General features: G+C 38.2%; 29 protein-coding genes. 27 read left to right on the top strand and 2 right to left on the bottom strand.

The annotated features are described in order from the left end of the window. Nucleotides 1-197: 197 nt before the first annotated feature. The 18 genes from ACFTQ7_RS05285 (at nucleotide 198) to mtnN (ending at nucleotide 16,486) form a co-directional block, all read left to right on the top strand. A complete protein-coding gene (locus ACFTQ7_RS05285) occupies nucleotides 198-464 on the top strand; it encodes an IreB family regulatory phosphoprotein (RefSeq protein ID WP_004226839.1) in 267 nt (88 codons plus the stop codon). A gap of 2 nt (nucleotides 465-466) precedes the next feature. Beyond that, nucleotides 467-883, top strand: a complete 417-nt coding sequence (gene ruvX, locus ACFTQ7_RS05280) for a Holliday junction resolvase RuvX (protein WP_386827624.1) — start codon at nucleotides 467-469, stop codon at nucleotides 881-883. Nucleotides 884-901: 18 nt separating this feature from the next. Then, nucleotides 902-1,210 carry a DUF1292 domain-containing protein gene (locus tag ACFTQ7_RS05275; protein ID WP_049667728.1) on the top strand — a complete coding sequence of 103 codons (309 nt, stop codon included), beginning with the start codon at nucleotides 902-904 and terminating at the stop codon, nucleotides 1,208-1,210. A 382-nt stretch (nucleotides 1,211-1,592) separates the two neighbouring features. Further along, entirely contained in the window at nucleotides 1,593-2,120 is a 528-nt protein-coding gene (locus ACFTQ7_RS05270; protein ID WP_386827623.1) for a DUF1292 domain-containing protein, read from the top strand. A 320-nt stretch (nucleotides 2,121-2,440) separates the two neighbouring features. After that, nucleotides 2,441-3,250 (top strand): MetQ/NlpA family ABC transporter substrate-binding protein, encoded by an 810-nt coding sequence (locus tag ACFTQ7_RS05265; protein ID WP_386827622.1) that lies wholly within the window; start codon nucleotides 2,441-2,443, stop codon nucleotides 3,248-3,250. Between the two features lie 47 nt (nucleotides 3,251-3,297). Then, nucleotides 3,298-4,377 (top strand): methionine ABC transporter ATP-binding protein, encoded by a 1,080-nt coding sequence (locus ACFTQ7_RS05260; RefSeq protein ID WP_386827621.1) that lies wholly within the window; start codon nucleotides 3,298-3,300, stop codon nucleotides 4,375-4,377. Beyond that, the gene (locus tag ACFTQ7_RS05255; RefSeq protein ID WP_197144998.1) at nucleotides 4,319-4,972 is read left to right on the top strand and encodes a methionine ABC transporter permease; all 654 of its coding nucleotides are present in this window, start codon (nucleotides 4,319-4,321) and stop codon (nucleotides 4,970-4,972) included. The genes ACFTQ7_RS05260 and ACFTQ7_RS05255 overlap by 59 nt, the downstream gene beginning before the upstream one ends. 12 nt (nucleotides 4,973-4,984) lie before the next feature. After that, entirely contained in the window at nucleotides 4,985-5,821 is an 837-nt protein-coding gene (locus ACFTQ7_RS05250; RefSeq protein WP_386827620.1) for a MetQ/NlpA family ABC transporter substrate-binding protein, read from the top strand. A gap of 79 nt (nucleotides 5,822-5,900) precedes the next feature. Further along, on the top strand, nucleotides 5,901-7,244 hold the full coding sequence (locus ACFTQ7_RS05245; protein WP_386827619.1) for an LLM class flavin-dependent oxidoreductase: 1,344 nt from the start codon (nucleotides 5,901-5,903) through the stop codon (nucleotides 7,242-7,244). After that, a complete protein-coding gene (locus ACFTQ7_RS05240) occupies nucleotides 7,244-8,431 on the top strand; it encodes an acyl-CoA dehydrogenase family protein (RefSeq protein WP_386827618.1) in 1,188 nt (395 codons plus the stop codon). The genes ACFTQ7_RS05245 and ACFTQ7_RS05240 overlap by 1 nt, the downstream gene beginning before the upstream one ends. A gap of 351 nt (nucleotides 8,432-8,782) precedes the next feature. Continuing rightward, on the top strand, nucleotides 8,783-9,910 hold the full coding sequence (gene mltG, locus ACFTQ7_RS05235; RefSeq protein ID WP_386827617.1) for an endolytic transglycosylase MltG: 1,128 nt from the start codon (nucleotides 8,783-8,785) through the stop codon (nucleotides 9,908-9,910). A 538-nt stretch (nucleotides 9,911-10,448) separates the two neighbouring features. Then, nucleotides 10,449-11,081 carry an O-methyltransferase gene (locus ACFTQ7_RS05230; RefSeq protein ID WP_349660149.1) on the top strand — a complete coding sequence of 211 codons (633 nt, stop codon included), beginning with the start codon at nucleotides 10,449-10,451 and terminating at the stop codon, nucleotides 11,079-11,081. Between the two features lie 5 nt (nucleotides 11,082-11,086). Continuing rightward, nucleotides 11,087-12,019, top strand: a complete 933-nt coding sequence (locus ACFTQ7_RS05225) for a peptidase U32 family protein (RefSeq protein WP_386827616.1) — start codon at nucleotides 11,087-11,089, stop codon at nucleotides 12,017-12,019. A gap of 14 nt (nucleotides 12,020-12,033) precedes the next feature. After that, nucleotides 12,034-13,314: a peptidase U32 family protein gene (locus ACFTQ7_RS05220; protein WP_386827615.1), complete on the top strand. Its 1,281-nt coding sequence runs from the start codon at nucleotides 12,034-12,036 to the stop codon at nucleotides 13,312-13,314. Next, a complete protein-coding gene (gene udk, locus ACFTQ7_RS05215; protein ID WP_386827614.1) occupies nucleotides 13,314-13,952 on the top strand; it encodes a uridine kinase in 639 nt (212 codons plus the stop codon). Before ACFTQ7_RS05220 ends, udk begins: the two co-directional genes overlap by 1 nt. A 187-nt stretch (nucleotides 13,953-14,139) precedes the next feature. After that, nucleotides 14,140-14,628 carry a transcription elongation factor GreA gene (gene greA, locus ACFTQ7_RS05210; protein WP_049667741.1) on the top strand — a complete coding sequence of 163 codons (489 nt, stop codon included), beginning with the start codon at nucleotides 14,140-14,142 and terminating at the stop codon, nucleotides 14,626-14,628. A gap of 456 nt (nucleotides 14,629-15,084) precedes the next feature. Then, nucleotides 15,085-15,732 carry a YrrS family protein gene (locus ACFTQ7_RS05205; protein ID WP_386827613.1) on the top strand — a complete coding sequence of 216 codons (648 nt, stop codon included), beginning with the start codon at nucleotides 15,085-15,087 and terminating at the stop codon, nucleotides 15,730-15,732. Between the two features lie 61 nt (nucleotides 15,733-15,793). Next, nucleotides 15,794-16,486, top strand: a complete 693-nt coding sequence (mtnN, locus tag ACFTQ7_RS05200; RefSeq protein ID WP_049667743.1) for a 5'-methylthioadenosine/S-adenosylhomocysteine nucleosidase — start codon at nucleotides 15,794-15,796, stop codon at nucleotides 16,484-16,486. Nucleotides 16,487-16,927: 441 nt separating this feature from the next. Here the strand turns inward: mtnN and sigK are convergent, their stop codons facing one another. Beyond that, nucleotides 16,928-17,635, bottom strand: a complete 708-nt coding sequence (gene sigK / locus ACFTQ7_RS05195; RefSeq protein WP_049667745.1) for an RNA polymerase sporulation sigma factor SigK — start codon at nucleotides 17,633-17,635, stop codon at nucleotides 16,928-16,930. Between the two features lie 87 nt (nucleotides 17,636-17,722). Next, complete coding sequence (pssA, locus tag ACFTQ7_RS05190) at nucleotides 17,723-18,223, bottom strand: CDP-diacylglycerol--serine O-phosphatidyltransferase (protein WP_386827752.1); 501 nt, start codon at nucleotides 18,221-18,223, stop codon at nucleotides 17,723-17,725. A gap of 136 nt (nucleotides 18,224-18,359) precedes the next feature. On the opposite strand from pssA, the gene ACFTQ7_RS05185 reads away from it, so the two are divergent. Genes ACFTQ7_RS05185 through ACFTQ7_RS05145 form a run of 9 tightly spaced genes read left to right on the top strand, consistent with a single transcriptional unit; the run spans nucleotide 18,360 to nucleotide 24,194 of the window. After that, on the top strand, nucleotides 18,360-19,142 hold the full coding sequence (locus ACFTQ7_RS05185; RefSeq protein WP_386827612.1) for a phosphatidylserine decarboxylase: 783 nt from the start codon (nucleotides 18,360-18,362) through the stop codon (nucleotides 19,140-19,142). 36 nt (nucleotides 19,143-19,178) lie between these two features. After that, nucleotides 19,179-19,700: a YqeG family HAD IIIA-type phosphatase gene (locus ACFTQ7_RS05180; protein WP_349660068.1), complete on the top strand. Its 522-nt coding sequence runs from the start codon at nucleotides 19,179-19,181 to the stop codon at nucleotides 19,698-19,700. Then, nucleotides 19,697-20,800 (top strand): ribosome biogenesis GTPase YqeH, encoded by a 1,104-nt coding sequence (gene yqeH / locus ACFTQ7_RS05175; RefSeq protein ID WP_349660069.1) that lies wholly within the window; start codon nucleotides 19,697-19,699, stop codon nucleotides 20,798-20,800. Before ACFTQ7_RS05180 ends, yqeH begins: the two co-directional genes overlap by 4 nt. Nucleotides 20,801-20,830: 30 nt before the next feature. Next, nucleotides 20,831-21,661: a shikimate dehydrogenase gene (gene aroE / locus ACFTQ7_RS05170; RefSeq protein WP_386827611.1), complete on the top strand. Its 831-nt coding sequence runs from the start codon at nucleotides 20,831-20,833 to the stop codon at nucleotides 21,659-21,661. Nucleotides 21,662-21,666: 5 nt separating this feature from the next. Continuing rightward, a complete protein-coding gene (gene yhbY / locus ACFTQ7_RS05165) occupies nucleotides 21,667-21,969 on the top strand; it encodes a ribosome assembly RNA-binding protein YhbY (protein WP_386827610.1) in 303 nt (100 codons plus the stop codon). Between the two features lie 9 nt (nucleotides 21,970-21,978). Continuing rightward, nucleotides 21,979-22,569, top strand: a complete 591-nt coding sequence (locus ACFTQ7_RS05160; RefSeq protein ID WP_386827609.1) for a nicotinate-nucleotide adenylyltransferase — start codon at nucleotides 21,979-21,981, stop codon at nucleotides 22,567-22,569. Beyond that, nucleotides 22,538-23,110: a bis(5'-nucleosyl)-tetraphosphatase (symmetrical) YqeK gene (gene yqeK / locus ACFTQ7_RS05155; RefSeq protein WP_349660073.1), complete on the top strand. Its 573-nt coding sequence runs from the start codon at nucleotides 22,538-22,540 to the stop codon at nucleotides 23,108-23,110. Before ACFTQ7_RS05160 ends, yqeK begins: the two co-directional genes overlap by 32 nt. Next, nucleotides 23,107-23,451: a ribosome silencing factor gene (gene rsfS / locus ACFTQ7_RS05150; protein ID WP_386827608.1), complete on the top strand. Its 345-nt coding sequence runs from the start codon at nucleotides 23,107-23,109 to the stop codon at nucleotides 23,449-23,451. Before yqeK ends, rsfS begins: the two co-directional genes overlap by 4 nt. 2 nt (nucleotides 23,452-23,453) lie before the next feature. After that, complete coding sequence (locus ACFTQ7_RS05145) at nucleotides 23,454-24,194, top strand: class I SAM-dependent DNA methyltransferase (RefSeq protein ID WP_386827607.1); 741 nt, start codon at nucleotides 23,454-23,456, stop codon at nucleotides 24,192-24,194. Nucleotides 24,195-24,352 lie beyond the last annotated feature (158 nt).

Here is a 24,352-nt window from a genome sequence, read left to right as displayed (position 1 = left end):
ACCAGCATCGTGCTGGCCTAAAGCCTCCGGCGGATGTCACGGAATCGGAAAAGGAGTTCTTTGTGCAAACACAAAGCCGATTCCGGACGCAATTATGCCGAGGCATAATTGATAATACGCCAAAACATGTTATAATAAAGAGAAATTGGAGATGAGCTTTTGCACATCTCCTTATTTCTGAAAGCGAGGTGCTGGTCATGAGTTCATTTGATCAAACTATGAAATTTAATTTTCCAGAAGAATCAATGGAACAGGAAGTCAAGCAGGTAATGTTGAAGGTACATTCTTCATTAGAGGAAAAGGGATATAACCCTATCAATCAGATTGTCGGTTATTTACTTTCTGGTGATCCGGCGTATATTCCTCGCCATCAGGATGCTCGTAATTTAATTCGCAAGCTTGAGCGTGACGAAATTCTAGAAGAGCTTGTTAAGTTTTATATTAAAAAGAATAACGAGGACTAGAAATGAGAATTATGGGATTAGACGTTGGGTCAAAAACAGTTGGCGTTGCTGTAAGTGACGCTTTAGGGTGGACGGCTCAAGGTATTGAAACCGTAAAGATTGATGAAGCTAACGGTGAGTTCGGTATTGAGCGAATAGCTGAGTTAGTGAAGGAGTACGCTATAACAGAATTTGTTGTAGGATACCCGAAAAACATGAATAATACGGTTGGACCGCGTGGGGAGGCTTCTGAAAACTATAAAAAGCTTTTAGAAGAGATATTTTCACTACCGGTCAAACTTTGGGATGAGCGTTTAACAACGATGGCTGCTGAGCGTATGCTAATCGATGCAGACGTGAGTCGCAAAAAGCGTAAGCAAGTCATTGATAAGATGGCTGCTGTGATGATTTTACAAGGCTACTTGGATAGCAAAAATTAATTGATGAGGTGACAAGCCATGGCACAAGAGCATAACCATGAAGAAGAACTACACGTACAACACATTACAGTAATTGATGAGAACGGAAATGAACAGCTTTGTGAAGTGATTCACGTACATGAATCAGCTGAATTTGGCAAATCATACGTATTTTACTCTATGGTAGGCGCAGAAGAAGATGAGGATGGCTCTGTTGAAATCTTCGTATCTTCATTCGTTCCATCTGAAAATGGTGAAGATGGTGAGTTAACACCAATCGAAACTGAAGCAGAGTGGGATATGGTAGAAGACGTATTAAACGCTTTAGAGGATGAAAACGAAGAATAATCATCATCGTAGTCACTAACTTCTTTCAGTATGCATCTCTCAACTCTATAGGTGGAGAGATGCATACGGCTATTAGTCACTTTTCAGCAAGTGTCCTGAAAGAAGTTAAAGCCTCCGGCGGATGTCACGGAATCGGAAAGGAGTTCTTTGTGCATGCACAAAGCCGATTCCGGACGCAATTATGCCGAGGCATAATTGATAAGTGTGGAACAAGGATGGCAACAAGCACTCCTTGTTCCTTTTTTACTTTTGAAAGAATAAAGCTGGCTCATTACTAAAAGTTGTGGAGGACATTTATATACATGCCCTATATATTGTTCCGAAATGGAAATCAACCACACGTTATGGTAATGAGCCATAAGGCTGTTAAGGAGGAAATTAAATGAACGAAGAAACGCAAGAATTTCTGATTATTGGAGAGAATGGCAAAGAGCAAAAGTGTCGTGTTGTTTTCACCTTCGATGCAGAAGAAAAATCATATGTATTGTTTTCGTTAATCGACGAAGATGGTAATGAAATTCCTGGTGACATTTCTGCTATGACATTTGATTATGATGATAACAATGGAGAAATGACAAATTTACAGCCTGTTGAAACAGAAGCAGAATGGGAAATGATTAATGAAGTAGTCCTAACACTTCTAGACGAGTTTGAAGAAGGGCCACAGCAATTTACAATTACAGATGAGCATGGGGCAGATCAAGTATGTGAAGTTATTCATACATTTTCATCAGAACAATTTGGCAAATCTTATGTACTTTATGTTCTAGCAACGGACGAGCCAATAGAAGATCGAGATATTTTTGCTTCTCAATACGTATCTGGAAATGACGGAACGATTGAAGATTTATTACCAATTGAAACAGATGAAGAATGGGCATTTGTTGAAGATGTATTAAATGAATTGTAATTAGAGCTCTGAGTAGTAAGTTGCTACTCAGAGTTTTTTTATTGAGTAACGATTAACATGGAGCGACGCCTGAGAAGTATTAATAGAAAATTTCTATCTATTATGTAAAAACATTCTATATAAAAATGATATTTATGTATTTTCGAGCAAATTTATATATTTTTCTAGATAAAATTAAATTTCTTGTATTTTATTTTATCTGAATTTTTAAATATCTATAAATAAAACGAGATATCAAACGTTGACCAATCATAAGTAAACAGATAAGATTTGTTTTACATTAAACCAAGTAAGTTTATTTACAAAGGGGGAAATTGAAAATGAGGACAAAATGGGGACTGCTAGTCGGTGTACTAGTGATAGGTTTGTTGGTAGGCTGCACAAACAAAGGAGAAGCAAGTGAAGACGAAACAGTAACATTAAAGGTAGGGGCAGCCAATGTACCACATGCGGAAGTATTAGAGTATTTAGCAAAGGATCTTGAAAAAGATGGCGTGGAATTAGACATTTCCATTTTAAAAGATGCTGTTCAAACAAATCAGCAAACGGCAGATGGTGAACTAGATTTCAATTACTTTCAACACATTCCGTTTTTAGAACAAACAAATAAAGAAAGCCATTTAGATTTAGTGAGTGTAAAAGGAATTCATATAGAACCATTTGGTGTGTACTCTAAAAAAATCAAAAATATAAATGATTTACCGCAAAACGCAAAGGTTTCCGTTCCAAATGATGTCGTCAATTTTTCTCGGGCTTTACTACTATTTCAGAATAATGGACTAATCGAATTGAATAAAGCAAAGGAAAATGATTTTACAATCGAGGATATTACAAAAAACGAAAAAAATATTCAATTTATCGGTGTTGATTCTCAGTTATTAACTCGTTCACTAGATGATGTAGACGCTTCGGCAATTAATACGAACTACGCCTTAGAAGGGGGCTATGACCCTGTGGAAGATGCACTTATTATCGAAGGACCCGAATCGCCATATGTCAATATTATTGCGACGACAAAAGAAAAGCAAAATGATCCAGCAATTCAAACAGTCGTTAAATGGCTGACGAGCGAAAAGGCGCGTACTTTTTTTGAAGATCAGTATAAAGGGGCTGTCGTTCCAGCATTTTAAGTCGGGCGTATCAAAAATAAATGAAATGCTAAGGAGGTAGACGTGAAATGATTGAATTTATCGAAACGACAAAGGAATTTCAGGTAGGAACAACCGTTGTAACGGCATTAAATCATATTAATTTAACGATTCAAAAGGGTGATGTTTTTGGTGTTATCGGCTTTAGCGGTGCTGGCAAAAGTACATTAATACGGGCAGTGAACTTACTGGAGGAACCATCGTCTGGTCGGGTTCTTGTGAATGGCAAAGAGCTGACAACATTAAGTAAAAAGCAGCTTCGCGAGGAAAAGAAAAACATTGGTATGATTTTCCAACACTTCAATCTTCTCCGTTCTAAAACTGTCTTTGAAAATGTAGCGATGCCATTAGTATTAAGTGGCATAAAAAAATCAAAAATTGAAGATCAAGTAAGTGAAGTTTTGGCATTTGTCGGTTTACAGGACAAAGCCGAGCGTTTTATCGATGAACTGTCAGGTGGACAAAAGCAGAGAGTGGGCATTGCTCGTGCACTTGTCACAAAGCCAACAATTTTATTATGTGATGAGGCGACTTCCGCTCTTGATCCACAAACGACTAAATCTATATTGGAGCTACTCAAGCGAGTCAATATTGAGTACGGCATTACCATTTTAATGATTACACATGAAATGGAAGTCATAAGGGACATTTGCAATCGTGTAGCTGTTATGGAGAATGGAAAAGTTATCGAAACAGGCAATGTACTTGAAGTTTTTTCTTCACCGCAAGAGGAGACAACTAAAAACTTTGTACAATCGGTAGTTCGAGATGAAATTCCACAATCTGTCTACGAGCAACTTAAAACGATAGATCATTCTAAAAAAATTTATAACCTGAAATTTATAGGTGTAGACGTTGGGCAACCAGTTGTCTCTCAAGTGGCAAAAAAGTTTGATGTTGATGTAAATGTATTGTTTGGCAATATTACAGAGCTACAAGGGATTCCCTTTGGTAATTTAATCGTTGAACTAGTTGGCGTAGACAAAGAAATAGAAAAGGCACATCAATTTATTCGAACGAAAGATATTCAAATAGAGGAGGTTATTGCACATGAAGGTGAGCTCACAAATCATTATCGACGCAGTGTTAGACACGCTGTACATGGTTAGTATTTCGTTATTTTTTGGTGCGATTTTAGGCTTTATTTTAGGGATTACTTTAGTTGTGACGAGAAAAGGGCATATTCTTGAAAATACAATAATTTTCTCAATCATCAATCCCATCGTTAATACCTTGCGCTCCATTCCGTTCATTATTTTGCTTGTTGCTATCATTCCATTTACACGCTTGCTCGTTGGAACAGCAATAGGTACGACAGCTGCCATTGTGCCACTCGTGTTGCATATCGGTCCATATATATCAAGATTAATAGAAAATTCATTATTGGAAGTAGATGAAGGCATTATTGAAGCAGCAAAGGCAATGGGTGCATCTCCACTTCAAATTATTCAAAAGTTTTTACTACCTGAAGCTTTCCCCTCTTTAATATTAAGTGTTACGACGGCAACAATTGGGCTTATTGGGGCGACTGCAATGGCAGGGGCAGTTGGAGGAGGTGGCCTTGGTGATGTAGCCATTACTTACGGCTATCAACGCTTTGACAATGTCACGATTTTAGTCACAGTGGTGATTCTAGTAGTACTCGTACAAATCATTCAAAGTATTGGAAATAGTCTTGAACGAAAATTACGCAGAGTGTCATAAAGGAGAATTGAAATGAGGAAACTAAATTATTTTTTCGGTTTAATCGCATTACTATTCCTACTAGTTGCTTGTGCAAAAGCAGATGAAAAAAATGCTGTGAAGGTTGGAATCCGCAGCTCGGAATTGAAAACATGGGAGTATATAAAAAAACAGGCTGCTAAGGAAGATATAAATCTCGATTTAGTGACATTCTCAGCACAATATGATCCGAACCAAGCATTGGCGGAGGGGGAGGTTGATATGAATGCATTTCAGCATGTCGCTTACTTAAATTTATTTAATACGAGTAACGATACAGATTTACAGGCAATTGGCACAACGATCATGGCTCCGATAGGCTTATATTCTAACAAATATAAATCCTTGGATGATATGAAAGAGGGCGCCAAAATTGCTGTACCAAATGATCCTTCTAACTGGGGTAGAGCGTTACTGCTGTTACAGGAAAATGGATTACTGACGGTTACGGATAATTTTGATGGCAACGGTGGAGAGGATCGGATTAAAGATAATCCGAAAAAATTAAACATTTTACCAGTAGATGGTGCGACGACACCGAGGGTTATGGAAGATGCCGATTTTGCGATCATTAATAATGGGGTTGCTGTCGAAGCAGGACTACTATTGAAAGACGCCATCATTCATGAGAATGAAACGGCGAAACCTTTTATTAATGTCATTGTTGCAAGGTCTGAAGATAAGGTCAATGAGACATTGAAAAAAATTATTGACATTTATCAGCGTGAAGAGACAGCTAAATTCATTGAAGATATTTCCAAAGGGAATTATATTCCTGTGAAAATGCCTTTAGATGAATTAGCTACATGGAAGGAATTTTACCTTCATTGACCAACACTATATTGACCTAATGCCTTTGTTTATATATGGATAGTGAAATTGATTCATATGAAAGGAAGATGACGACAAAATGACTAAGAAAAAAGAGTTAAAGCTTGCATTATATTTAATTGGGGCAGGTATGCATGTTGCAGCTTGGAAACATCCTTCAGCGAAAGTTAATGCAAGCATCGATATGAAAGCTTTACAGAAGGTGGCGCAAATAGCTGAAAAGGGTAAGTTTGATATTGCTTTTGTTGCGGATAGTTTAGCAATCAATCATGAATCACATCCACATATTTTAAATCGCTTTGATCCTCTTATACAGATTACAGCTTTGGCAGCTGCGACAACAAAAATTGGCCTTGGTGCCACTGCATCAACCACTTATAGTGAGCCATATGTATTAGCGCGACAGCTAATGTCCGTAGACCATATTAGTGATGGGAGAGTCGGTTGGAATCTAGTGACAACAGCAGATGCCACGGGAGAGACGGCTTTAAACTTTAGCCGTGACAAGCATTGGGAGCACGATCATCGTTACGAACGTGCGGAGGAATTTATCGATGTAGTTCAATCATTATGGGATTCATGGGAGGACGATGCTTTTGTTTACGACCGTGATAATAATATTTTTTATGACCGCAATAAAGTGCATGAGACCGCTTTTAAAGGCGAATATTTATCAGTGAAAGGTCCATTGAATATTGCACGTTCCGTTCAGGGGCAGCCTGTTATTATTCAGGCTGGTGCTTCAAAACCAGGGCAAAAATTAGCAGCACGAACAGCGGAGGTCGTTTTTGTGCATTGGGATGATATTGAGAAGTCCAAGGAGCATTATCGTCATTTAAAGGCACAGCTTGCTCCATTTGGACGCACTGAGGAGGAGCTTCTTGTGTTCCAAGGGATATCGCCAATTGTGGGGGATACTGAGGAAGAGGCTATCCATAAGTATAATGAATTACAGGCGTTGATTGACCCATATGAGAGTTTAAAATTTGTTTCGGGCTATATGGGAAATGTAGATTTTTCTAAATACTCGTTAGATACACCTGCAATCGAAGTGGATTTTCCTAAAGTCAACAGTATTCAAAGTCATTTCTATGAGCATTTAGAAATTATCAAAAAAGAAAATTTAAAGGTGGGCGAATTATATGCACGCCTATTTGGTCCTGCGAAGCGCGATGCCTTTGTTGGAACACCAACACAAATTGCTGATGAGATGGAGCGCTGGATTACAGAGGAAGCGGCAGATGGCTTTATGTTAATGTTTCCGTTATTACCACGTGATTTAGATGACTTTGTGAACAAGGTCGTGCCTATTTTACAAGAGCGGGGTATTTATCGAAAAGAATATACTGGTTCAACACTGAGGGAACATTTAGGACTCAAAAAACCACAAAATCGATTTACGAAAAGTAGGGTGACTTATTGATGAGTGATGTTTATATTCGTAACGATCGTGAGCAAAAGCTAGTTCAATATGCTAGTGAATTGGCACAACAAATTGACAAGACTGCTGATAAATATGATGAGAGTGGAGAATTTCCGTTTGAGCAATTTAAAATTTTAGAGGATGCTGGCTATTTTAAATTAACCGTGCCGAAAAAATACGGCGGTGAGGAAATTTCGCTTTATGAAATGTTATTAGTACAGGAACAATTAGCAAAAGGCGATGGTTCTACTGCATTGTCTGTTGGTTGGCACTTATTAACCTTTTTGAACGTTCGTGAGGCAAAGACGTGGCCCGAGCCAATATTTGCAGAATTAAGTCGTAAAGCAGTTAAAGAAGGCTATCTATTAAATATTATCAATAGCGAACGAGGGAAAGGTAATATTTCTCGTGGAAGTTTACCTGGCACAATTGCAAAAAAAGTGCCTGGAGGCTATCTCATTACAGGTGAAAAGGCTTTTGCTTCCCTAGCCCCCATTTTAAAACAATTTACGATTATCGCCTATATAGAAGAAGAGAATTTAACGGCTGAATTTTTAGTAACTAAAAATGATCAGGTAGAGGTTGTTAATACTTGGGATGCAATGGGAATGCGTGCAACAGGTAGTCATGATATTATTTTTCATGACACGTTTGTTCCGGAGGAGGCATTGCTATACAAGCATCGTCCAAATGAAATAAACCGTTTTTTAGCTGATGGTCGTGTCTATTCATTAGAAATTCCAGCTGTTTACTTAGGGGTTGCAGGGGCTGCTAGGGATTATGCAATAGAATTTGCTAAAAATACTTATTCATACAGTTTAGAAAATACAATCGCACACGCAAGTCATGTCCAACAAAAAATTGGTGAAATAGAAATACTTTATCAAACGGCACGTCGAACATTGTATAGTATTGCAGCGCAAGTAGAGCATAATCCTGCGATAAAGGATCAACTTTCTGAAGATGTTAGCATTGCAAAGTATGTCATTAGTAACAATGCCATTGATATCGTAACAAAAGCAATGCAAGTTGTTGGTGGACGAAGTCTGTCTAAGACTAGTAAATTACAGCGACTATTTCGAGATGTTCAATGTAGCCGCTTTAATCCTCCAGCAGATGATGTAGTTATAACACAGCTTGCAAAGGGATTATTAGTCGATGTCAAACAAGGAGCTTTTCAATTATAGATATCACTTTATCTAGATGTTTTTCCAACCGTTTTTGTGGAAAAACTATTACCTAGTCTGCTAACAATATTGTTGGCAGATTTTTGTTTTCTATGAAGGGGCTTTCCATACCAAATAATCAAAACGACCCATTATTATCTATCTAGTTTTCTCTAATATGTTATCAATGCTTTAAAACTGTTTTTGTCTCAGCTTTTTTTACTAATTCTAGGGAATCAACTTTTATTAATTATACTCATTCTATTGTCGCAAGCTATTTTTTTATGTGTGCTTTTTCTACTGAATTATCTATTTCTGTTTGTCGTGAAAGTTGATTTCTAGTATGATAATGGAGTGATAGGGGGGAAACCCGTGAATAACGGTTCAAAAAAACAAGAAATGTTTTCAAAAATGCAAGAAAGAAAATCCGAGGTAAAAATTGTGAGAAAAATCGTTGCTATTGTTGCAATTGCTTTGGTCCTAATTTTAGGGATAGTCGGTTTATTTGGCTATAATTATGTAAAGAGCGCATTAAAACCAGTAGATCCAGATGCGACTAAAACAATAGCAGTTGAAGTACCAATTGGTTCAGGTTTAAGCTCTATTTCGACTCTATTAGAGGAAAAAGGGTTAATTAAAGATGCTCGTGTTTTTAAATACTATGCCAAATTTAAAAATGAATCTCAGTTCCAAGCAGGCAAATATGATTTATCACAGTCAATGACATTAGACGAACTAATCAAAAGTTTAAAAACCGGAAAGGTCTACCGTACGCCAGTCTTTGCAATGACCATTCCTGAAGGCTTAACACTTGAACAAATCGGTAATATTGTGGAAAAGAAAACACCTTACACTCAAAAGGAATTTATGGACTTAGTAACAAGCGATACATTTGTTCAACAAATGAAGGCTAAATATCCTGAGCTTGTAACGGATGCGGTTTTAGCCGATAATATTCGTTATGATTTAGAGGGCTATTTATTCCCTGCAACGTATTCTTATTTTGAAGAAAAACCAACATTGGAATCGATTGTAGACGAAATGGTAGGGGCAATGGACAAGGTTGTGAAAAATTACAGCGATGTTCTTACTGAAAAACAAATGTCAGTACATCAATTAATAACGTTTGCTTCATTATTGGAAGAAGAAGCTACTGCTCAAACAGATCGAGAAACAATTGCGAGCGTATTCTATAACCGTATCAATCAAGGAATGCCTCTACAAACAGACCCAACTGTTTTATATGCACTAGGATCTCATAAAGATCGTGTACTTTATAAAGATTTAGAAGTAGATAATGCCTATAATACCTACAAAAATAAAGGCTTACCACCAGGTCCTATTGCGGGTGCTGGGAAAACTTCAATTGAAGCAGTGCTTAATCCAAGTGAAACAGATTATCTCTTCTTCTTAGCGGATAAACAGGGTGTCAATCACTTCTCGAAAACATATGATGAACACTTACAGAAAGAGCAAAAATATTTGCGCAATGCAGAGTAATTTCTGTTAACTTGTGAGATGTTAAGTTACTTTTCAGCGGGTGTCCATACATCTGCGAAAAAACGTAATTATGCCGAGATATACTGGATATTATTAAAAAATAAATAGTAATAATGTGGATAGAAGGAAAGAAAAATAGCTTTCCTTCTATTTTCATGCTATTATAAGTTGTGATTTTTAATCGATCCGCATGGGAAAAATTCAATCAGTCCGTTAATGCGGAAAAATATACGTGGTGGCAATTGTTTAAAGCTTATAAAAACAATTGCTCATTTTTGTATGACGAAGTACCAAGACATCACGTTTGGTCTTTTTCTTTTTGTTGTTAAATGATGAAGTACAGACAACGAGGATTACTTGTTGCCTTTTAACTTCTTTCAGCAGATGTCTTTTGTAGCGATAGCTACAGACGTCCAAGCATCCGCTGAAAGAAGTTAAAGCCTCTGGCGTATGTCACGAAATCGGCTGTGTGCTTGTACAAAGCCGATTCCAGACGCAATTATGCCGAGGCATAATTGATATGAGGGTGAACTTAAAAATGGAATTATCAGATGCATATATTCAATCATTTATTCAACCACGTAATGAATTGCTTTTAGAAATGGAAGCATTTGCGGAGGAGAATCATGTACCGATTATGCAGCTTGCAGGCATTGATGCACTAAATCAACTGCTACGTATTCAAAATCCGTCAAAAATTTTAGAGATTGGTACAGCAATTGGTTATTCTGCAATAAGAATGGCTGACGCTTTACCTAACGTGCATATCGTTACAATTGAGCGAGATACTGAGCGTGTTGCGAGAGCAAAGGCTTATATTGAACGTTCTACAGTTTCAGATCGTATTACGGTTATTGAAGGTGACGCCTTAGAGGTGAATGATGAAGCAATTCATACAACCTTCGATGCAGTTTTTATCGATGCTGCAAAGGGACAATATCAACGCTTTTTTGAAAAGTATGCGCCTCTTGTAAAATCTGGCGGAGTTCTATATATCGATAATATGTATATGCATGGCTTATCAGATTTGGATTTAAAAGATGTACCGCGTCGCAAGCGTACAATGATTCGAAATTTAAAAAACTTTACCGATTGGATTATGGAGCACCCTGATTATACAAGTGCATTTTTACCGGTCGGTGATGGTTTATTACTATGTTTGAAGAGGTGACTATTATGAAAAAACCTGAATTGCTTGTTACACCGCAATCAGTGGACCATGTAAAAGCACTTTTACAGGCTGGAGCAGATGCTTTTGTCATTGGTGAACAACAATTTGGTCTTCGTCTAGCAGGGGAATTTTCTGTTAGTGAAGTGGAAGAAGCTACAAAGTTGATTCATGCAGCGGGTAAAAAGGTTTATGTTGCGGTAAATGCGCTATTCCATAATGAAAAAATGGATGCGCTTGCCGAATATTTAAAAGAAATGCAACGTATTGGTGTTGACCGTTTAATTTATGGGGATCCAGCAGTATTAATCATTCGTCGTGAACAAGGTGTTACAATACCGCTACACTGGAATCCAGAAACGACTGCAACGAACTGGTTTACAGCAAATTATTGGGGGAAACGCGGAGCAACTCGCGCAGTACTTTCACGTGAACTTTCTTTAGATGAAGTGCTAGAAATTAAAGAAAATGTAGAAATAGAGGTTGAGGTTCAAGTACATGGAATGACATGTATGTTCCAATCAAAACGCCCATTACTAGGCCATTATTTCTTATATCAAGATAAAGTAATGGAAATTGAAAATCGTAAGGAAAATCGCAATATGTTCCTTCATGATGATGAGCGTAATAATAAATATCCAATTTATGAAGATGCTAACGGTACGCATATTTTCAGTCCAAATGATATGTGTATTATTGATGAGCTTGGCGAATTATTCGAAGGTGGCATTGATGCATTGAAAATTGAGGGTGTTCTTCAAACGCCAGAATATGTGGTCACAGTAACAGAAGCTTATCGTCAAGCAATTGACACATATTTTGACGAATCAGAAGATGCTTACGAAGATATTAAAGATGATTTATTAGTTAAAATTGAAGAAATTCAGCCTACTATCAGACCTCTTGATACTGGTTTTATCTTCAAGGAAACAGTTTACTAGGAGGTGGCAAGAACATGGCATTAGTATTAGAGCAAAATGACAAAATCCGTGAGATTGTAGACGGTAAACGTGTCATTACAAAAAAACCAGAGCTACTTGCCCCTGCAGGTAGTTTAGAAAAATTAAAAGTAGCAGTTCATTATGGAGCGGATGCTGTATTTATCGGTGGACGAGAGTTCGGTCTACGTTCAAACGCAGATAACTTCTCAATTGAAGAAATGCGCGAAGGTGTTGAATTCGCCAATAAATACGGTGCAAAAATATATGTTACGACAAATATTTTCGCACACAATGAAAATATGGACGGCTTAGAGCAATATTTACAAGATATTGAATCTGCAGGTGTTACAGGCATTATTGTAGCAGACCCATTAATCATTGAAACATGCCGTACAGCTGCACCAAAGCTTGAAATTCACCTTTCTACTCAGCAATCTTTATCGAACTGGAAGGCAGTACAGTATTGGAAAGAAGAAGGCTTACATCGTGTAGTATTAGCACGTGAGGTTGGCGGCGAAGAAATGAAGCTGATGAAAGAAAAAGTCGATATTGAAATTGAGGCTTTCGTTCATGGAGCAATGTGTATCGCCTATTCTGGTCGCTGTGTACTTTCAAATCATATGACTGCTCGTGACTCTAACCGTGGTGGTTGCTGTCAATCTTGTCGTTGGGACTATGATTTATATGAGCTAGAAGATGGCGAAGAAAAGGCACTTTTCGATGATAACCACGCATCTTTTGCAATGAGTCCTAAAGACTTAAAGCTGATTGAAGCAATTCCACATATGATTGAGCTTGGTATTGATTCATTAAAAGTAGAAGGCCGTATGAAATCAATTCACTATGTTGCTACAGTTGTTTCAGTGTACCGCAAAGTGATTGACGCTTATTGTGCGGACCCTGACAATTTCAAAATTAAACGTGAATGGCTTGAGGAATTAGACAAATGTGCTAACCGTGACACTGCAGAAGCATTCTTCCACGATGCACCTGGTCACGAGGAGCAAATGTTTGGTGTACATGGCCGTAAAACAACTTATGAGTTTGCTGGTTTAATTTTAGAGCATGACCCAGAAACGAAAATGGTAACAATGCAACAACGTAACTATTTTAAACCTGGCGATGAGGTAGAATTCTTTGGACCGGAAATCGAAAATTTCCGTCTTACAATGGGTGAAATTTGGGATGAGGATGGCAATAGCTTAGATGCTGCACGTCACCCACTACAAATTGTTAAATTTAAATGCGATACACCATTAAAACCACATAACATGATGCGAAAGGGGAATAATTAATGGCAGCAAAGCGTCCAGTCGTCATCGGAATCGCTGGTGGCTCGTGCTCGGGAAAGACGAGTGTGACCCGTGCTATTTATGATGTTTTTCGCGATCATTCAGTAGTTGTTATTGAACAAGATTTTTATTATAAAGATCAAAGTCATTTAACGTTTGAGGAGCGTTTAGGTACAAACTATGACCATCCGTTAGCGTTTGATAATGATTTGTTAATTGAACACATAAAAAAATTATTGGTCCGTCAACCAATTGAAAAGCCAGTATATGATTATGTGCAGCATACAAGAGCTCAAGAAGTTATTCATGTAGAGCCTGTAGATGTTATTATACTTGAAGGTATTTTGGTGTTAGAAGATGCAGATTTACGTGATTTAATGGACATTAAATTATTTGTAGATACGGACTCAGATTTACGTATTATTCGTCGTATAATGCGTGATATAAAAGAGCGTGGACGTACAACAGATTCTGTAATCGACCAATATTTATCGGCAGTGCGTCCAATGCATAATTTATTTATTGAACCGACGAAACGTTATGCTGATATTATTATTCCTGAAGGCGGGGACAATGAGGTTGCAATTGATTTAATGGTAACTAAGATTAAAACTATCCTTGAAACCGACAACGTATTGTAATAAGATAGAGTGGTATTGACAATATTTACATGCATATCTGTACATATTTCAGAAAGGCATGCATACTATTAGGTCAAAGCGTAATTTGAAACCGTTTAAAAATAATAAAATTCGATTAAGTGAATCCTACTAGGCACTTAATCGAGTTTTATGTTTTTATATTGACGAAAACAAGGAGTGAAGAACTTTGGCAAACGAAAAACAGTACCCAATGACAGCTGAAGGTAAAAGAAAATTAGAAGAAGAATTAGTGAAATTAGAAACGGAAACACGTAAGGAAATCGTAGAACGTATTAAAATCGCTCGTGATTTCGGGGATCTTTCTGAAAACGCTGAGTATGACTCTGCAAAAGAAGAACAAGCCTTTTTAGAAGGTCGAATTTCTACATTAAAATCAATGATTCGTAACGCAGTTATTATTTCTGAGGATGAAACAGACAACAGTGTAGTATCACTAGGGAAAACGGTTACATTTGTAGAAGTAATTAATGGAAAACCATCAACTGATGAGGAATCGTATACAATTGTTGGTTCGGCTGAGGCAGATCCAATGGAATTCCGTATTTCAAATGAATCACCAATTGCTAAAGGCTTGCTAGGTCGTGCTGAAGGCGAAGAGGTTGTCGTACAAACACCTGGTGGAGAAATGAAAGTTAAAATTATTTCAATAAAATAATTTTTGTACAAGCAGTTAGCTTTCTTTGTAAAAGAGAGCTAGCTGCTTTTATCTTCATTCAGCACAATGTATTGTATCTACAGCACCGCCAAGGCGATACTGTTCTTGATTCAATCATCTATGTGAGTTTTTACACTTCTTTTAGCAAAAGGCATTTGTAGCGACAGACGATACAGGAGTATCCCACTTTTATAGGTTGTGAGATGAATGCGGAGTATTGTAGCAATTTAACTGTGCGAATGCGAAGCGACAACAACATATGGCTGAATAATCAACGTCTTGTTGGCATAAAGCCGATTCCGTACACAATTACGCCGTTGCATAATTGATTCAATAGCCAACATCCGATAAATACCTTAAGAGGTCTTTGGTTTTGTCTATGATATAATAGGAGCACAATTATTTTGCAAGTGCTGTTGAACTTGATAAAATATTGGCTAGAGAGGGGGAGACTTCATGAGTGAACGAAAAACTCGAAGCAGTCGTCATTTGCAGCCATCTCATAATAAAAAGCTAGATAAACTATTGAATGTATTAATTGGTATTGTCGTGATATTAATTATTATAGTAGCCACATTTGTGTTTAAATGGCAGGATGATGCAGGGCAAGTTGAGAAAGATGAGCCAATACAGGAGCAGAAGAACGATAAAGAAGACGTGAAGGAAGAGCCTTCTAAAGAGAAAAATAATGATGAAACAGCTAAAGAGGAAACTGAGGAAGAGCCTACAGATGAACCTGAAACATCTGAACAGGATGCTACTACTGAAACCACGTCAGACAACCCAATTGTTGATAAGGTTGTAACCAATAAAAGCTGGAAGCCTACACCTACAACACAAACAGGTCAGCATGTGTCTTCTTACGATGTTAAATCTGTAGACTGGGCTGAAAAGGTGGCCACAGTTACAGCCGCTACTGGCATCGAAAAGGACAATATGATTATTTGGCGTATACAAAATAACGGTGGCGCTAATTCGGCTATTGCAACAGTTTCAACTAATGATAAGACACAAATGTATCGTGTCAGCATGGAATGGGTCGACAACGAAGGCTGGTTACCAGTCAAACTTGAGCAACTAAATACATTAAATGGCGCCTATTGACGAAAATAAAACGTTTGTTTATTTTTAATAGAGTTGATTAAAGAAGGGAAGTAACAGAGAGATGAAAATTGCAGTAATCGGCGCAATGGAAGAGGAAGTAGAGCTTTTACGAGCATCATTAGATAATGCAGAAAGCTCAACAATCGCAGGCAGTGAGTATACAACAGGAACTTATAAAGGGAAAGAGGTAGTTTTATTAAAGAGCGGTATTGGTAAAGTAAATGCTGCAATGTCAACTACTATTCTATTACATGAATTTAAGCCTGATGTAGTCATTAATACGGGTTCTGCTGGTGGCTATGATGAAACTCTTGAAGTAGGTGCAGTCGTTATTTCGGATGAAGTTCGTCATCATGATGTAGATGTTACGATTTTCGGTTATGAAATGGGCCAAATGGCTGGTATGCCAGCAGCTTATAAATCAGATGAAAAACTTATGAAAGTGGCTGAAGAGGCAGTAGAGGCTGTTGGAGAGCACCAATATGGTATTGGTTTAATTTGCTCAGGTGATGCCTTTATGAATGATCCTGTTCGTGTAGAAGATGTCCGTCGCCATTTCCCACAAATGAAGGCAGTGGAGATGGAAGCAGCAGCTGTTGCACAAGTGTGTTATCAATTTGGTACGCCGTTTGTTGTTATTCGTGCATTATCAGATATCGCTGGAAAAGAATCGAATATTAGCTTCGATGAATTTTTACCAGTAGCTGCAAAGCATTCCACACAAATCGTACTTAAAGCTATAGAATCGTTATAAATATTCCAGTGGGGTTTTCTTCATCCCCACTGATTTTTCGTATTCACAAATCTGCGGGATAAACTACACAAAATAGTCAAAATGAGTGGCTTTTAGTGTGAGAAAAATCACAGTTTGAAAGTCTCGCTAATGCTAAACTGTTGTTAATTAAATCTCTTCATATTCAGATGGGAGGCATGCAAAATGCTATTTTTAACAACAGGTGTAGTCATTATAACAATGTTACTCGGTACACTTATTTCAGCAGAACTTTCAGAATCTGTTGAAATTCATTAAGAGAAAAAGCTCTCTTGCGACATTTTAATGACGCAAGAGGGCTTTCTTTATTTTAGCAAATGTTTTCGTAGCGAAAGTGAAACGTCAGCTACAAATGTCTCCTTTTGTACCGATAAAAATACAAGATTCATTGCGGAATAATTTCATATATTTATTGAATTATTATTACTCAATAATTTTTTGATCTCGTTTATATAATTGATAGAGTTTAATAAGTGCTCGCTTTTCAATGCGAGATACATAGCTACGAGAAATATTTAAACGTGCAGCGATTTCCTTTTGTGTGAGTGCATCCTGCTGGTTAAGACCATAGCGAAGAGTAACGATTTCGAGCTCACGTTCGTCGAGCATATGCAAATAGTGATATAGTTGTGCAACATGCTCTTTATGTTCAATTTTTTCTGTTGCACTTTCTTCATCGCATTGTAAGAGATCTCGGATTTGTAGGGCGTTACCATCCTTATCTGTACCGATTGGCTCAAATAAGGAAACATCTTTTTGCACTTTTTTTTGTGTACGCAGATGCATTAAAATTTCATTTTCGATACAGCGGGCGGCATAAGTGGCAAGACGGGTCTTTTTGTCAGGCGTATAACTTTCTACGGCTTTCATCAGACCAATCGTACCGATGGAAATATAATCATCAAGTTGTTCATGCTTTGGGTGGAATTTTTTTACAACGTGTGCGACAAGTCTCATATTACGTTCAATTAGGTCAAGACGCGCTTGCTCATCACCGCCTAAAAATCGTTCAATACAAGCAGCTTCCTCTTCTTTTGAAAAGGGTTTATGGAAAGTTTGCCCCTTTAAATAGCCAAGTAATGCTGGGATCTCAAGCCATAACTGCAACATAGATGTAAAAATTCCGCTCATTGAATGATTTCATCCTTTCCCCATTTTTCGACAGTATATGTTTTAAAGCTGTGTTAAATGAAAAAAAGTGCAACAGCAAATGCGCTGTTACACTTTTTTTAACGTGAGTGTACTAATCATTAGTAATGCTAGTATAGGGAATAGGAAAAGATAAAATACCGGGTGGAACGTATTAGATGCGAAATACGTTAAAGTTAAGACTGTACCTGCCGCAGTAATCGGTAGCCCTGTGAAATAGCCGTTTGCTTCTGAAATGTTGAAGCGAGCTAATCTCATCGCACCGCAGACGATATACAATACTGTCATGGTCATACCGACAAAACCAAAGTCGACTAAGACAACTTTATACATTAATAATGCAGGTGCCACACCAAATGATATAATATCACTCATAGAATCTAATTGTTTGCCTAAATCAGACACTTGTCCAAGTGCTCTAGCCACCTTCCCGTCATAGCGATCAAGAAGGGCTGCGATAAAGATAAACAAGACACTGTAGCTATAGTATTCATGTAGTGTAGCCATTATGGCCGCGCCGCCGAAGGACATATTACTGATTGTGATAAAATTTGCAGCTTGCGATTTCATTTTCTTAACCGTGGTATCCACCAACTTGTGATAAAAAAACAAGGGGGATCACTCCTTTGCACTTAAGATATTGTACCATTATACTTCGAATGCGAAAAAATTGACAGTCTAAATTAATCGATAGGGGTTTTGTTTTATGAAAGAAAAACTATATCAACGCTTAATTGAATTAACAAACGGTAAGCAATCTTCCCAGCTTTTGCAATCTATTGCAAAAGCAAAGTGGAGTAAACGTATTATTCCTAGTTACATGAAAGTATACGATATTAAACTTGAAGAGGTTGCGAAAAAACAACAACATTTTTCAAGTTTACATGACTTTTTTACAAGAGAACTTTTAGAAGATGCACGTACAATTGAACAAAATCCCAGTACTTATGTGAGTCCAGTGGATGCCAAAGTAGAATCATTTGGGCGTATCGAATGGGATATGACATTTCTTGTAAAGGGTAAACCTTATTCATTACAAGATTTACTTGGCAATACAGAACGTGCTTCACAATATGCAGATGGGCATTTTATCGTGTTTTACTTGAGTCCGGCAGATTATCACCGAATTCATAGCCCGATTGATGGAGAGGTGTTACGACAGTATACACTTGGTCAAAAATCCTATCCTGTTAATCAGCTCGGTCTTACATACGGTAAAAAGCCAATATCGCACAATTATCGTTCGGTAACGGAGCTGAAAGTGGCAAATAAACAGCAGATAGCGTTTATTAAAGTTGGCGCTACCTTTGTAAACTCTATTGTGCTCACTAATACAACAACCCAGTGGCATAAGGGTCAAGAAGTCGGATATTTTTCATTTGGCTCAACAGTAGTTATGCTGTTTGAAAAGGATGCAATAGAATTTACGGAAAATGTTGTACAAGGAAGCCCAATTCAAATGGGTGAAGCCTTCGCAAATATGCTATAATGGTCGAATAATACGTTTAGATTAGGGGTCGCTATTTTGTATAATTTTTTATTACCAAATGAATTTGTCACGAGTATTTATGAAATTACACCGGAAAAGCTACAAAACTTAGGTATTAAAGGGATTATTACGGATTTAGATAATACGCTTGTGGAATGGGACCGTGCAGATGCAACGGAAGAGCTTATTATTTGGCTTCGCATTATGAAAGAATCTGGCATTCGTGTTATTATTGCGTCGAATAACAAAGAAGCGCGTGTTAAGCAGTTTGCTGAACCATTAGGTATTCCTTATATTCATAAGGCAAGAAAGCCACTTCGTAATGCCTTTTATAGCGCCATTATTCAATTGGGGCTACGACCGCAGGAAGTAGTAATGGTAGGAGACCAACTACTAACTGATGTAATGGGCGCAAATCGTCTAGGCTTGCATACGGTACTAGTAAAGCCGGTTGCACAATCAGATGGGCTCGTAACAAAATTCAATCGATTTATTGAACGCCGTGTGTTCAATACTTTAAAACGAAAAGGAATCAGTACTTGGGAGGAAAAAGAATGAACGAAATGCCAAATTGTATTGGCTGTGGTACAACAATTCAAACAGAAGATAAAACAGCAGTTGGGTATGCACCCCCATCATCATTAGAAAAAGACGTGGTCATTTGCCAACGTTGCTTCCGTTTGAAAAATTATAATGAAATTCAACCAGTGTCATTAACAGATGACGACTTTTTACGTATTTTAAACGGTCTTGGAACTCAGCAAGGCTTAATCGTAAAAATTGTTGATATATTCGACTTCAATGGGAGTTGGCTACCAGGACTGCACCGTTTCGTAGGGAAAAATCCTGTGTTATTAATCGCCAATAAAGCTGATTTATTACCGAAATCTGTGAAACCGAAAAAAGTGATTAATTGGCTAAAACGAGAAGCGAAAGCTCTAGGTCTACAACCTATTGATGTACTTTTAGTAAGTGCTCATAAAGGAAAAGGGATGGCTGAAGCGATGGAAGCCATTGATGAGTACCGTAATGGACAAAATGTTTACGTTGTAGGCTGTACAAATGTTGGGAAATCCACGTTCATTAATCGCATTATCAAGCAGGCTACGGGTGAAGGTGAAGTAATTACAACTTCTCATTTCCCAGGTACCACTTTAGATATGATTGAAATTCCACTAGATGATGGTAGCTCATTATATGATACACCAGGAATTATTAATCATCATCAGATGGCACACCATATTGACGCTAGTGAATTAAAATATATTATGCCTAAAAAAGAAATAAAGCCAAAAGTATATCAACAAAATGCAGGACAAACATTATTTATTGGTGCCCTTGCTCGTTTTGACTTTATTCAAGGAGATCGTTCCGCATTTACGGTTCATGTGGCAAATGATTTACCAATTCACCGTACAAAGCTTGAGAAGGCAGATACATTATATGCAGAACATAAGGGTGAGTTGCTTGCACCTCCAACTGCTGAATTTATAGAACAACTACCGCCATTAGTGCGTCATGAGTTCTCAATCAAAGAAGCGAAAACAGATGTTGTATTCTCAGGTCTTGGGTGGATTACTGTGCAGCATGCTGATGTAGTTGTAGCAGCTTATGCACCAAAGGGTGTACAAGTTTCAATTCGCCCATCACTAATTTAAGTTGTACAAGTAGAGAAGAGGGACTAGGAAATGAAGAAATGGTTTGCGGTTATTGGTGATCCGATCGAGCATTCAAAATCCCCATCGATGCATAATGCTTGGTTCGAGGAACTGTCGATAGATGCGACGTATATTCCAATTCGTGTATCTTCTGAAAGTTTGGAGTCAGCGGTTGCTGGTCTAAAAACATTAGGTGCAAGTGGTTGGAACGTTACAATTCCACATAAAACAGCGATCATTCCTTATTTAGATGAGCTAGATGAGTTGGCAGAAAAAATGGGAGCTGTCAATACGGTTGTCCGTACAAAAGAAGGAAAATTAAAGGGATACAATACAGACGGTGTTGGTTTTGTGCGCTCGCTTGAAGAGGCTGTTGGCAAGTCACATAAAGACAAGCCAGTTCTTCTGATTGGTGCGGGCGGTGCTGCTCGTGGCATTGCTTTTGCTATGCAGCAGCAAGGTTATACGAATTTAACCATTGCCAATCGCACAGTGGCAAACGCAAAGGTAATTGTCGATGAAATGGGTATAGGAAATGCTATTTCTTTAGCAGATGCAGAAGAATCATTAGCTGATTTCGGCATTTTAGTGCAAATGACATCGGCTGGCCTTGCTACGGGCAATTTTTCAATGCCATTTTCATTAGAACAACTTGCAGAAGGCGCAATTGTGGCCGATATTGTGTATAATCCATTAATGACGCCTTTTTTAAAAGCGGCTGATGAAAAAGGAGCAACCGTCGTTACGGGTCTTGGAATGTTTGTTCATCAAGGGGCTATTGCTTTTGAGCATTGGCTTGGTGAATACCCGAATACAAATTCAGTGATTGCCCAACTAAAGGTGCAATTAGGAGGATATTAATTTTTATGTTAACAGGTAAACAAAAACGTTTTTTACGTGCGGAAGCACATCATTTAACACCAATTTTCCAAGTAGGAAAAGGCGGCGTTAATGACGAAATGACAAAGCAAATTCGTGAAGCATTAGAAGTAAGAGAGTTGATTAAGGTACGTATTTTAGATAACTGTGAAGAAGACAAGCATGATGTGGCAGAAGCACTTGCTAAAGGTGCTCATGCAGAGCTTGTACAATTAATTGGACTAACAGTTGTTTTATATAAAGAGTCACGTAATAATAAAAAGATTGCATTACCAAAAGCAACGAAATAAGGTGAAACGATGAAAAAGGTCGGTTTACTGGGAGGTACATTTAATCCACCACATATTGGACATTTAATGATGGCTAATGAAGTACTTCATGCTTTAGATCTTGATGAAGTTCGCTTTATGCCCAATGCATTACCACCACATAAGTTTGCACCTCATGATGCTAGTGATGTGGAGCGCCTTGAAATGGTAAGGCGTGCAATAAGTCCATATCCGTATTTTTCTGTGGAGTCGTATGAGGTGGATAAGGGTGGCGTATCCTATTCATATAAGACACTTTCTGCGATGTGTATAAGAGAGCCTAATGTGAAGTTTTACTTTATCATTGGCGGCGACATGATTGATTCACTTCATACATGGTACTGTATTGATGAATTAGTGAAGCTTGTGCAATTTGTAGGAGTAAAGCGTCCAGGAACAGAGGCCACAACAGAGTATCCAATACTAATGGTGGAAGCTCCCCAAATCGATTTATCGTCCACACTGCTTCGTGAACGCCTTGCTACTGGAGGAACGGTTACTTTTTTACTGCCAGAAGCGGTAGAGACGTTCATACGAGAGGAAGGTCTTTATGGAACGCGAACAGTACCTAGCGGCGATTAAGCCACGCATGCCTGAGAAGCGCTATATTCATACCATTGGTGTAATGGAAACTGCCATTGAGCTAGCAAAATTTTATGGTGAGGATGAAAAAAAGGCTGAAATTGCAGCCATCCTTCACGATATTGCGAAATATGCAGATATTGAATGGATGGAGCAAATCGTCCTTGATGAAAAATTAGATGCTCGCCTTATTGGCTGGGGTAGTGAATTACTACATGGTCCAGTAGGTGCTTATATTGCAGAAAGCGAATTTGGCATTGTTGATGAGGATATGTTAAATGCTATTCGTTTTCATACAACAGGACGCGTAGGCATGAGCCGTTTAGAAAAAATTATTTTTGTTGCAGATATGATTGAACCGAATCGTAAATTTGATGGTGTTGATCGTCTGCGAAAAAAAGCAAAGAAAAGTTTGGATAAAGTGATGAGCGCTTGTGTACGCCATACATTGGGATTTTTAATTGACACAAAACAACCAATTTATCCATTATCAATAGAATGTTACAACGATATGATGAAAAGAGAGGACAGTGAAGGATGACTTCAACTTTATTACAATCAGCTTACAAAGCAATTGACGACAAACACGGTGAGGATATTGTCGTTTTAAATATGGAGGGCATTTCACTTTTAGCAGATTACTTTATTATTGCTCATGGTAATTCTGACCGCCAAGTGCAAGCAATCGCACGTGAATTACAAGAGGTAGCAGTAAAAGAGGGCTATGAAATTCGTCGTGTAGAAGGCTTCGATGCAGCACGCTGGGTTCTTGTGGATCTTGGAGATGTTGTAGCGCATGTATTCCACAAAGATGAACGTGCTTATTATAATTTAGAACGTCTATGGGGCGATGCACCGCAATTAGACATGCCAGAGGCTTAAGTGTGAGTAGCTACGAACGATTTGCACACGTGTATGACGAGTTGCAAACGGATATCCCTTATGAACGTTATGTAGGATGGGTTTTGCAGCATGCACCGAGCACTCAATACCCGAATCTTTTAGATATCGGCTGCGGTACAGGCGTGCTTAGCCTGTCGTTTGCGCAGGCAGGCTACAAGGTGAGTGGGGTTGATTTATCGGAAAGTATGCTCTCCATTGCTGCAGAGCGCTTTGCTGATGCAGGATTACATGTGCCTCTCTATTGTATGTCGATGGATGAATTAGATGGATTTGGGGCGCTTGACGTTGTAACGATTGCTATTGATTCGCTGAATTATGTAATGGACGAAAAAGCAGTTTATTCAACATTAGAACGTATTCATGCTGCTTTACGAGATGAAGGCCAACTGTTTTTTGATGTGCATTCGTTATTTAAAATGAATGATATATTTTTAGACGGTCCGTTTACGTATGACGATGGTGACATTAGCTATGTATGGCATACGGAGCCTGGCGATTTTGAACATTCCGTTGTCCACCAAATGACCTTTTATGTGCGTGATGCTGCGAGTGATTTGTATGAACGCTTTGACGAAGAGCATAATCAGCGCACGTTCTCAATCGATCAGTATATGGCATGGCTTCAGGCAATTGGCTTTAAACATGTAGAAGTAACAGCTGATTTTACTGATGAAGGTCCTGAATATGAAAGTGAACGCATTTTTATCCGTGCGGTGAAATAAAAGAACAGCTTGCTGGTAAACTGACTAGCAAGCTGTTTTTTTGCTTGTCATTATCAAACATTATTTTGCTCATCACCAGAACGTGTGGTTGATTTCCGTTCTGACTGGGCGCTTTGCTGCTGTCGCTTCGCTTTCGCACAGAGCAGAGCTTCCTGGGG

Source organism: Lysinibacillus sp. NPDC056959 (genome assembly GCF_042674095.1).
In the GTDB taxonomy this organism is placed as follows: domain Bacteria; phylum Bacillota; class Bacilli; order Bacillales_A; family Planococcaceae; genus Lysinibacillus; species Lysinibacillus zambalensis.
This window is presented reverse-complemented; position numbering and strand designations above follow the sequence as displayed.

Coding starts and splice junctions, on each gene's coding strand:
- yqeK (WP_349660073.1), top strand. CDS start 22,538: ATGGAACGCGAACAGTACCTAGCGGCGATTAAGCCACGCATGCCTGAG.
- rsfS (WP_386827608.1), top strand. CDS start 23,107: ATGACTTCAACTTTATTACAATCAGCTTACAAAGCAATTGACGACAAA.
- yqeH (WP_349660069.1), top strand. CDS start 19,697: ATGAACGAAATGCCAAATTGTATTGGCTGTGGTACAACAATTCAAACA.
- mtnN (WP_049667743.1), top strand. CDS start 15,794: ATGAAAATTGCAGTAATCGGCGCAATGGAAGAGGAAGTAGAGCTTTTA.
- ACFTQ7_RS05250 (WP_386827620.1), top strand. CDS start 4,985: ATGAGGAAACTAAATTATTTTTTCGGTTTAATCGCATTACTATTCCTA.
- ACFTQ7_RS05260 (WP_386827621.1), top strand. CDS start 3,298: ATGATTGAATTTATCGAAACGACAAAGGAATTTCAGGTAGGAACAACC.
- ACFTQ7_RS05240 (WP_386827618.1), top strand. CDS start 7,244: ATGAGTGATGTTTATATTCGTAACGATCGTGAGCAAAAGCTAGTTCAA.
- yhbY (WP_386827610.1), top strand. CDS start 21,667: ATGTTAACAGGTAAACAAAAACGTTTTTTACGTGCGGAAGCACATCAT.
- ACFTQ7_RS05225 (WP_386827616.1), top strand. CDS start 11,087: ATGAAAAAACCTGAATTGCTTGTTACACCGCAATCAGTGGACCATGTA.
- ACFTQ7_RS05205 (WP_386827613.1), top strand. CDS start 15,085: ATGAGTGAACGAAAAACTCGAAGCAGTCGTCATTTGCAGCCATCTCAT.
- ACFTQ7_RS05255 (WP_197144998.1), top strand. CDS start 4,319: ATGAAGGTGAGCTCACAAATCATTATCGACGCAGTGTTAGACACGCTG.
- ACFTQ7_RS05285 (WP_004226839.1), top strand. CDS start 198: ATGAGTTCATTTGATCAAACTATGAAATTTAATTTTCCAGAAGAATCA.
- ACFTQ7_RS05185 (WP_386827612.1), top strand. CDS start 18,360: ATGAAAGAAAAACTATATCAACGCTTAATTGAATTAACAAACGGTAAG.
- ACFTQ7_RS05275 (WP_049667728.1), top strand. CDS start 902: ATGGCACAAGAGCATAACCATGAAGAAGAACTACACGTACAACACATT.
- sigK (WP_049667745.1), bottom strand. CDS start 17,635: ATGAGCGGAATTTTTACATCTATGTTGCAGTTATGGCTTGAGATCCCA.
- ACFTQ7_RS05270 (WP_386827623.1), top strand. CDS start 1,593: ATGAACGAAGAAACGCAAGAATTTCTGATTATTGGAGAGAATGGCAAA.
- ACFTQ7_RS05160 (WP_386827609.1), top strand. CDS start 21,979: ATGAAAAAGGTCGGTTTACTGGGAGGTACATTTAATCCACCACATATT.
- udk (WP_386827614.1), top strand. CDS start 13,314: ATGGCAGCAAAGCGTCCAGTCGTCATCGGAATCGCTGGTGGCTCGTGC.
- ACFTQ7_RS05265 (WP_386827622.1), top strand. CDS start 2,441: ATGAGGACAAAATGGGGACTGCTAGTCGGTGTACTAGTGATAGGTTTG.
- aroE (WP_386827611.1), top strand. CDS start 20,831: ATGAAGAAATGGTTTGCGGTTATTGGTGATCCGATCGAGCATTCAAAA.
- ACFTQ7_RS05245 (WP_386827619.1), top strand. CDS start 5,901: ATGACTAAGAAAAAAGAGTTAAAGCTTGCATTATATTTAATTGGGGCA.
- ruvX (WP_386827624.1), top strand. CDS start 467: ATGAGAATTATGGGATTAGACGTTGGGTCAAAAACAGTTGGCGTTGCT.
- pssA (WP_386827752.1), bottom strand. CDS start 18,223: ATGAAATCGCAAGCTGCAAATTTTATCACAATCAGTAATATGTCCTTC.
- ACFTQ7_RS05230 (WP_349660149.1), top strand. CDS start 10,449: ATGGAATTATCAGATGCATATATTCAATCATTTATTCAACCACGTAAT.
- ACFTQ7_RS05220 (WP_386827615.1), top strand. CDS start 12,034: ATGGCATTAGTATTAGAGCAAAATGACAAAATCCGTGAGATTGTAGAC.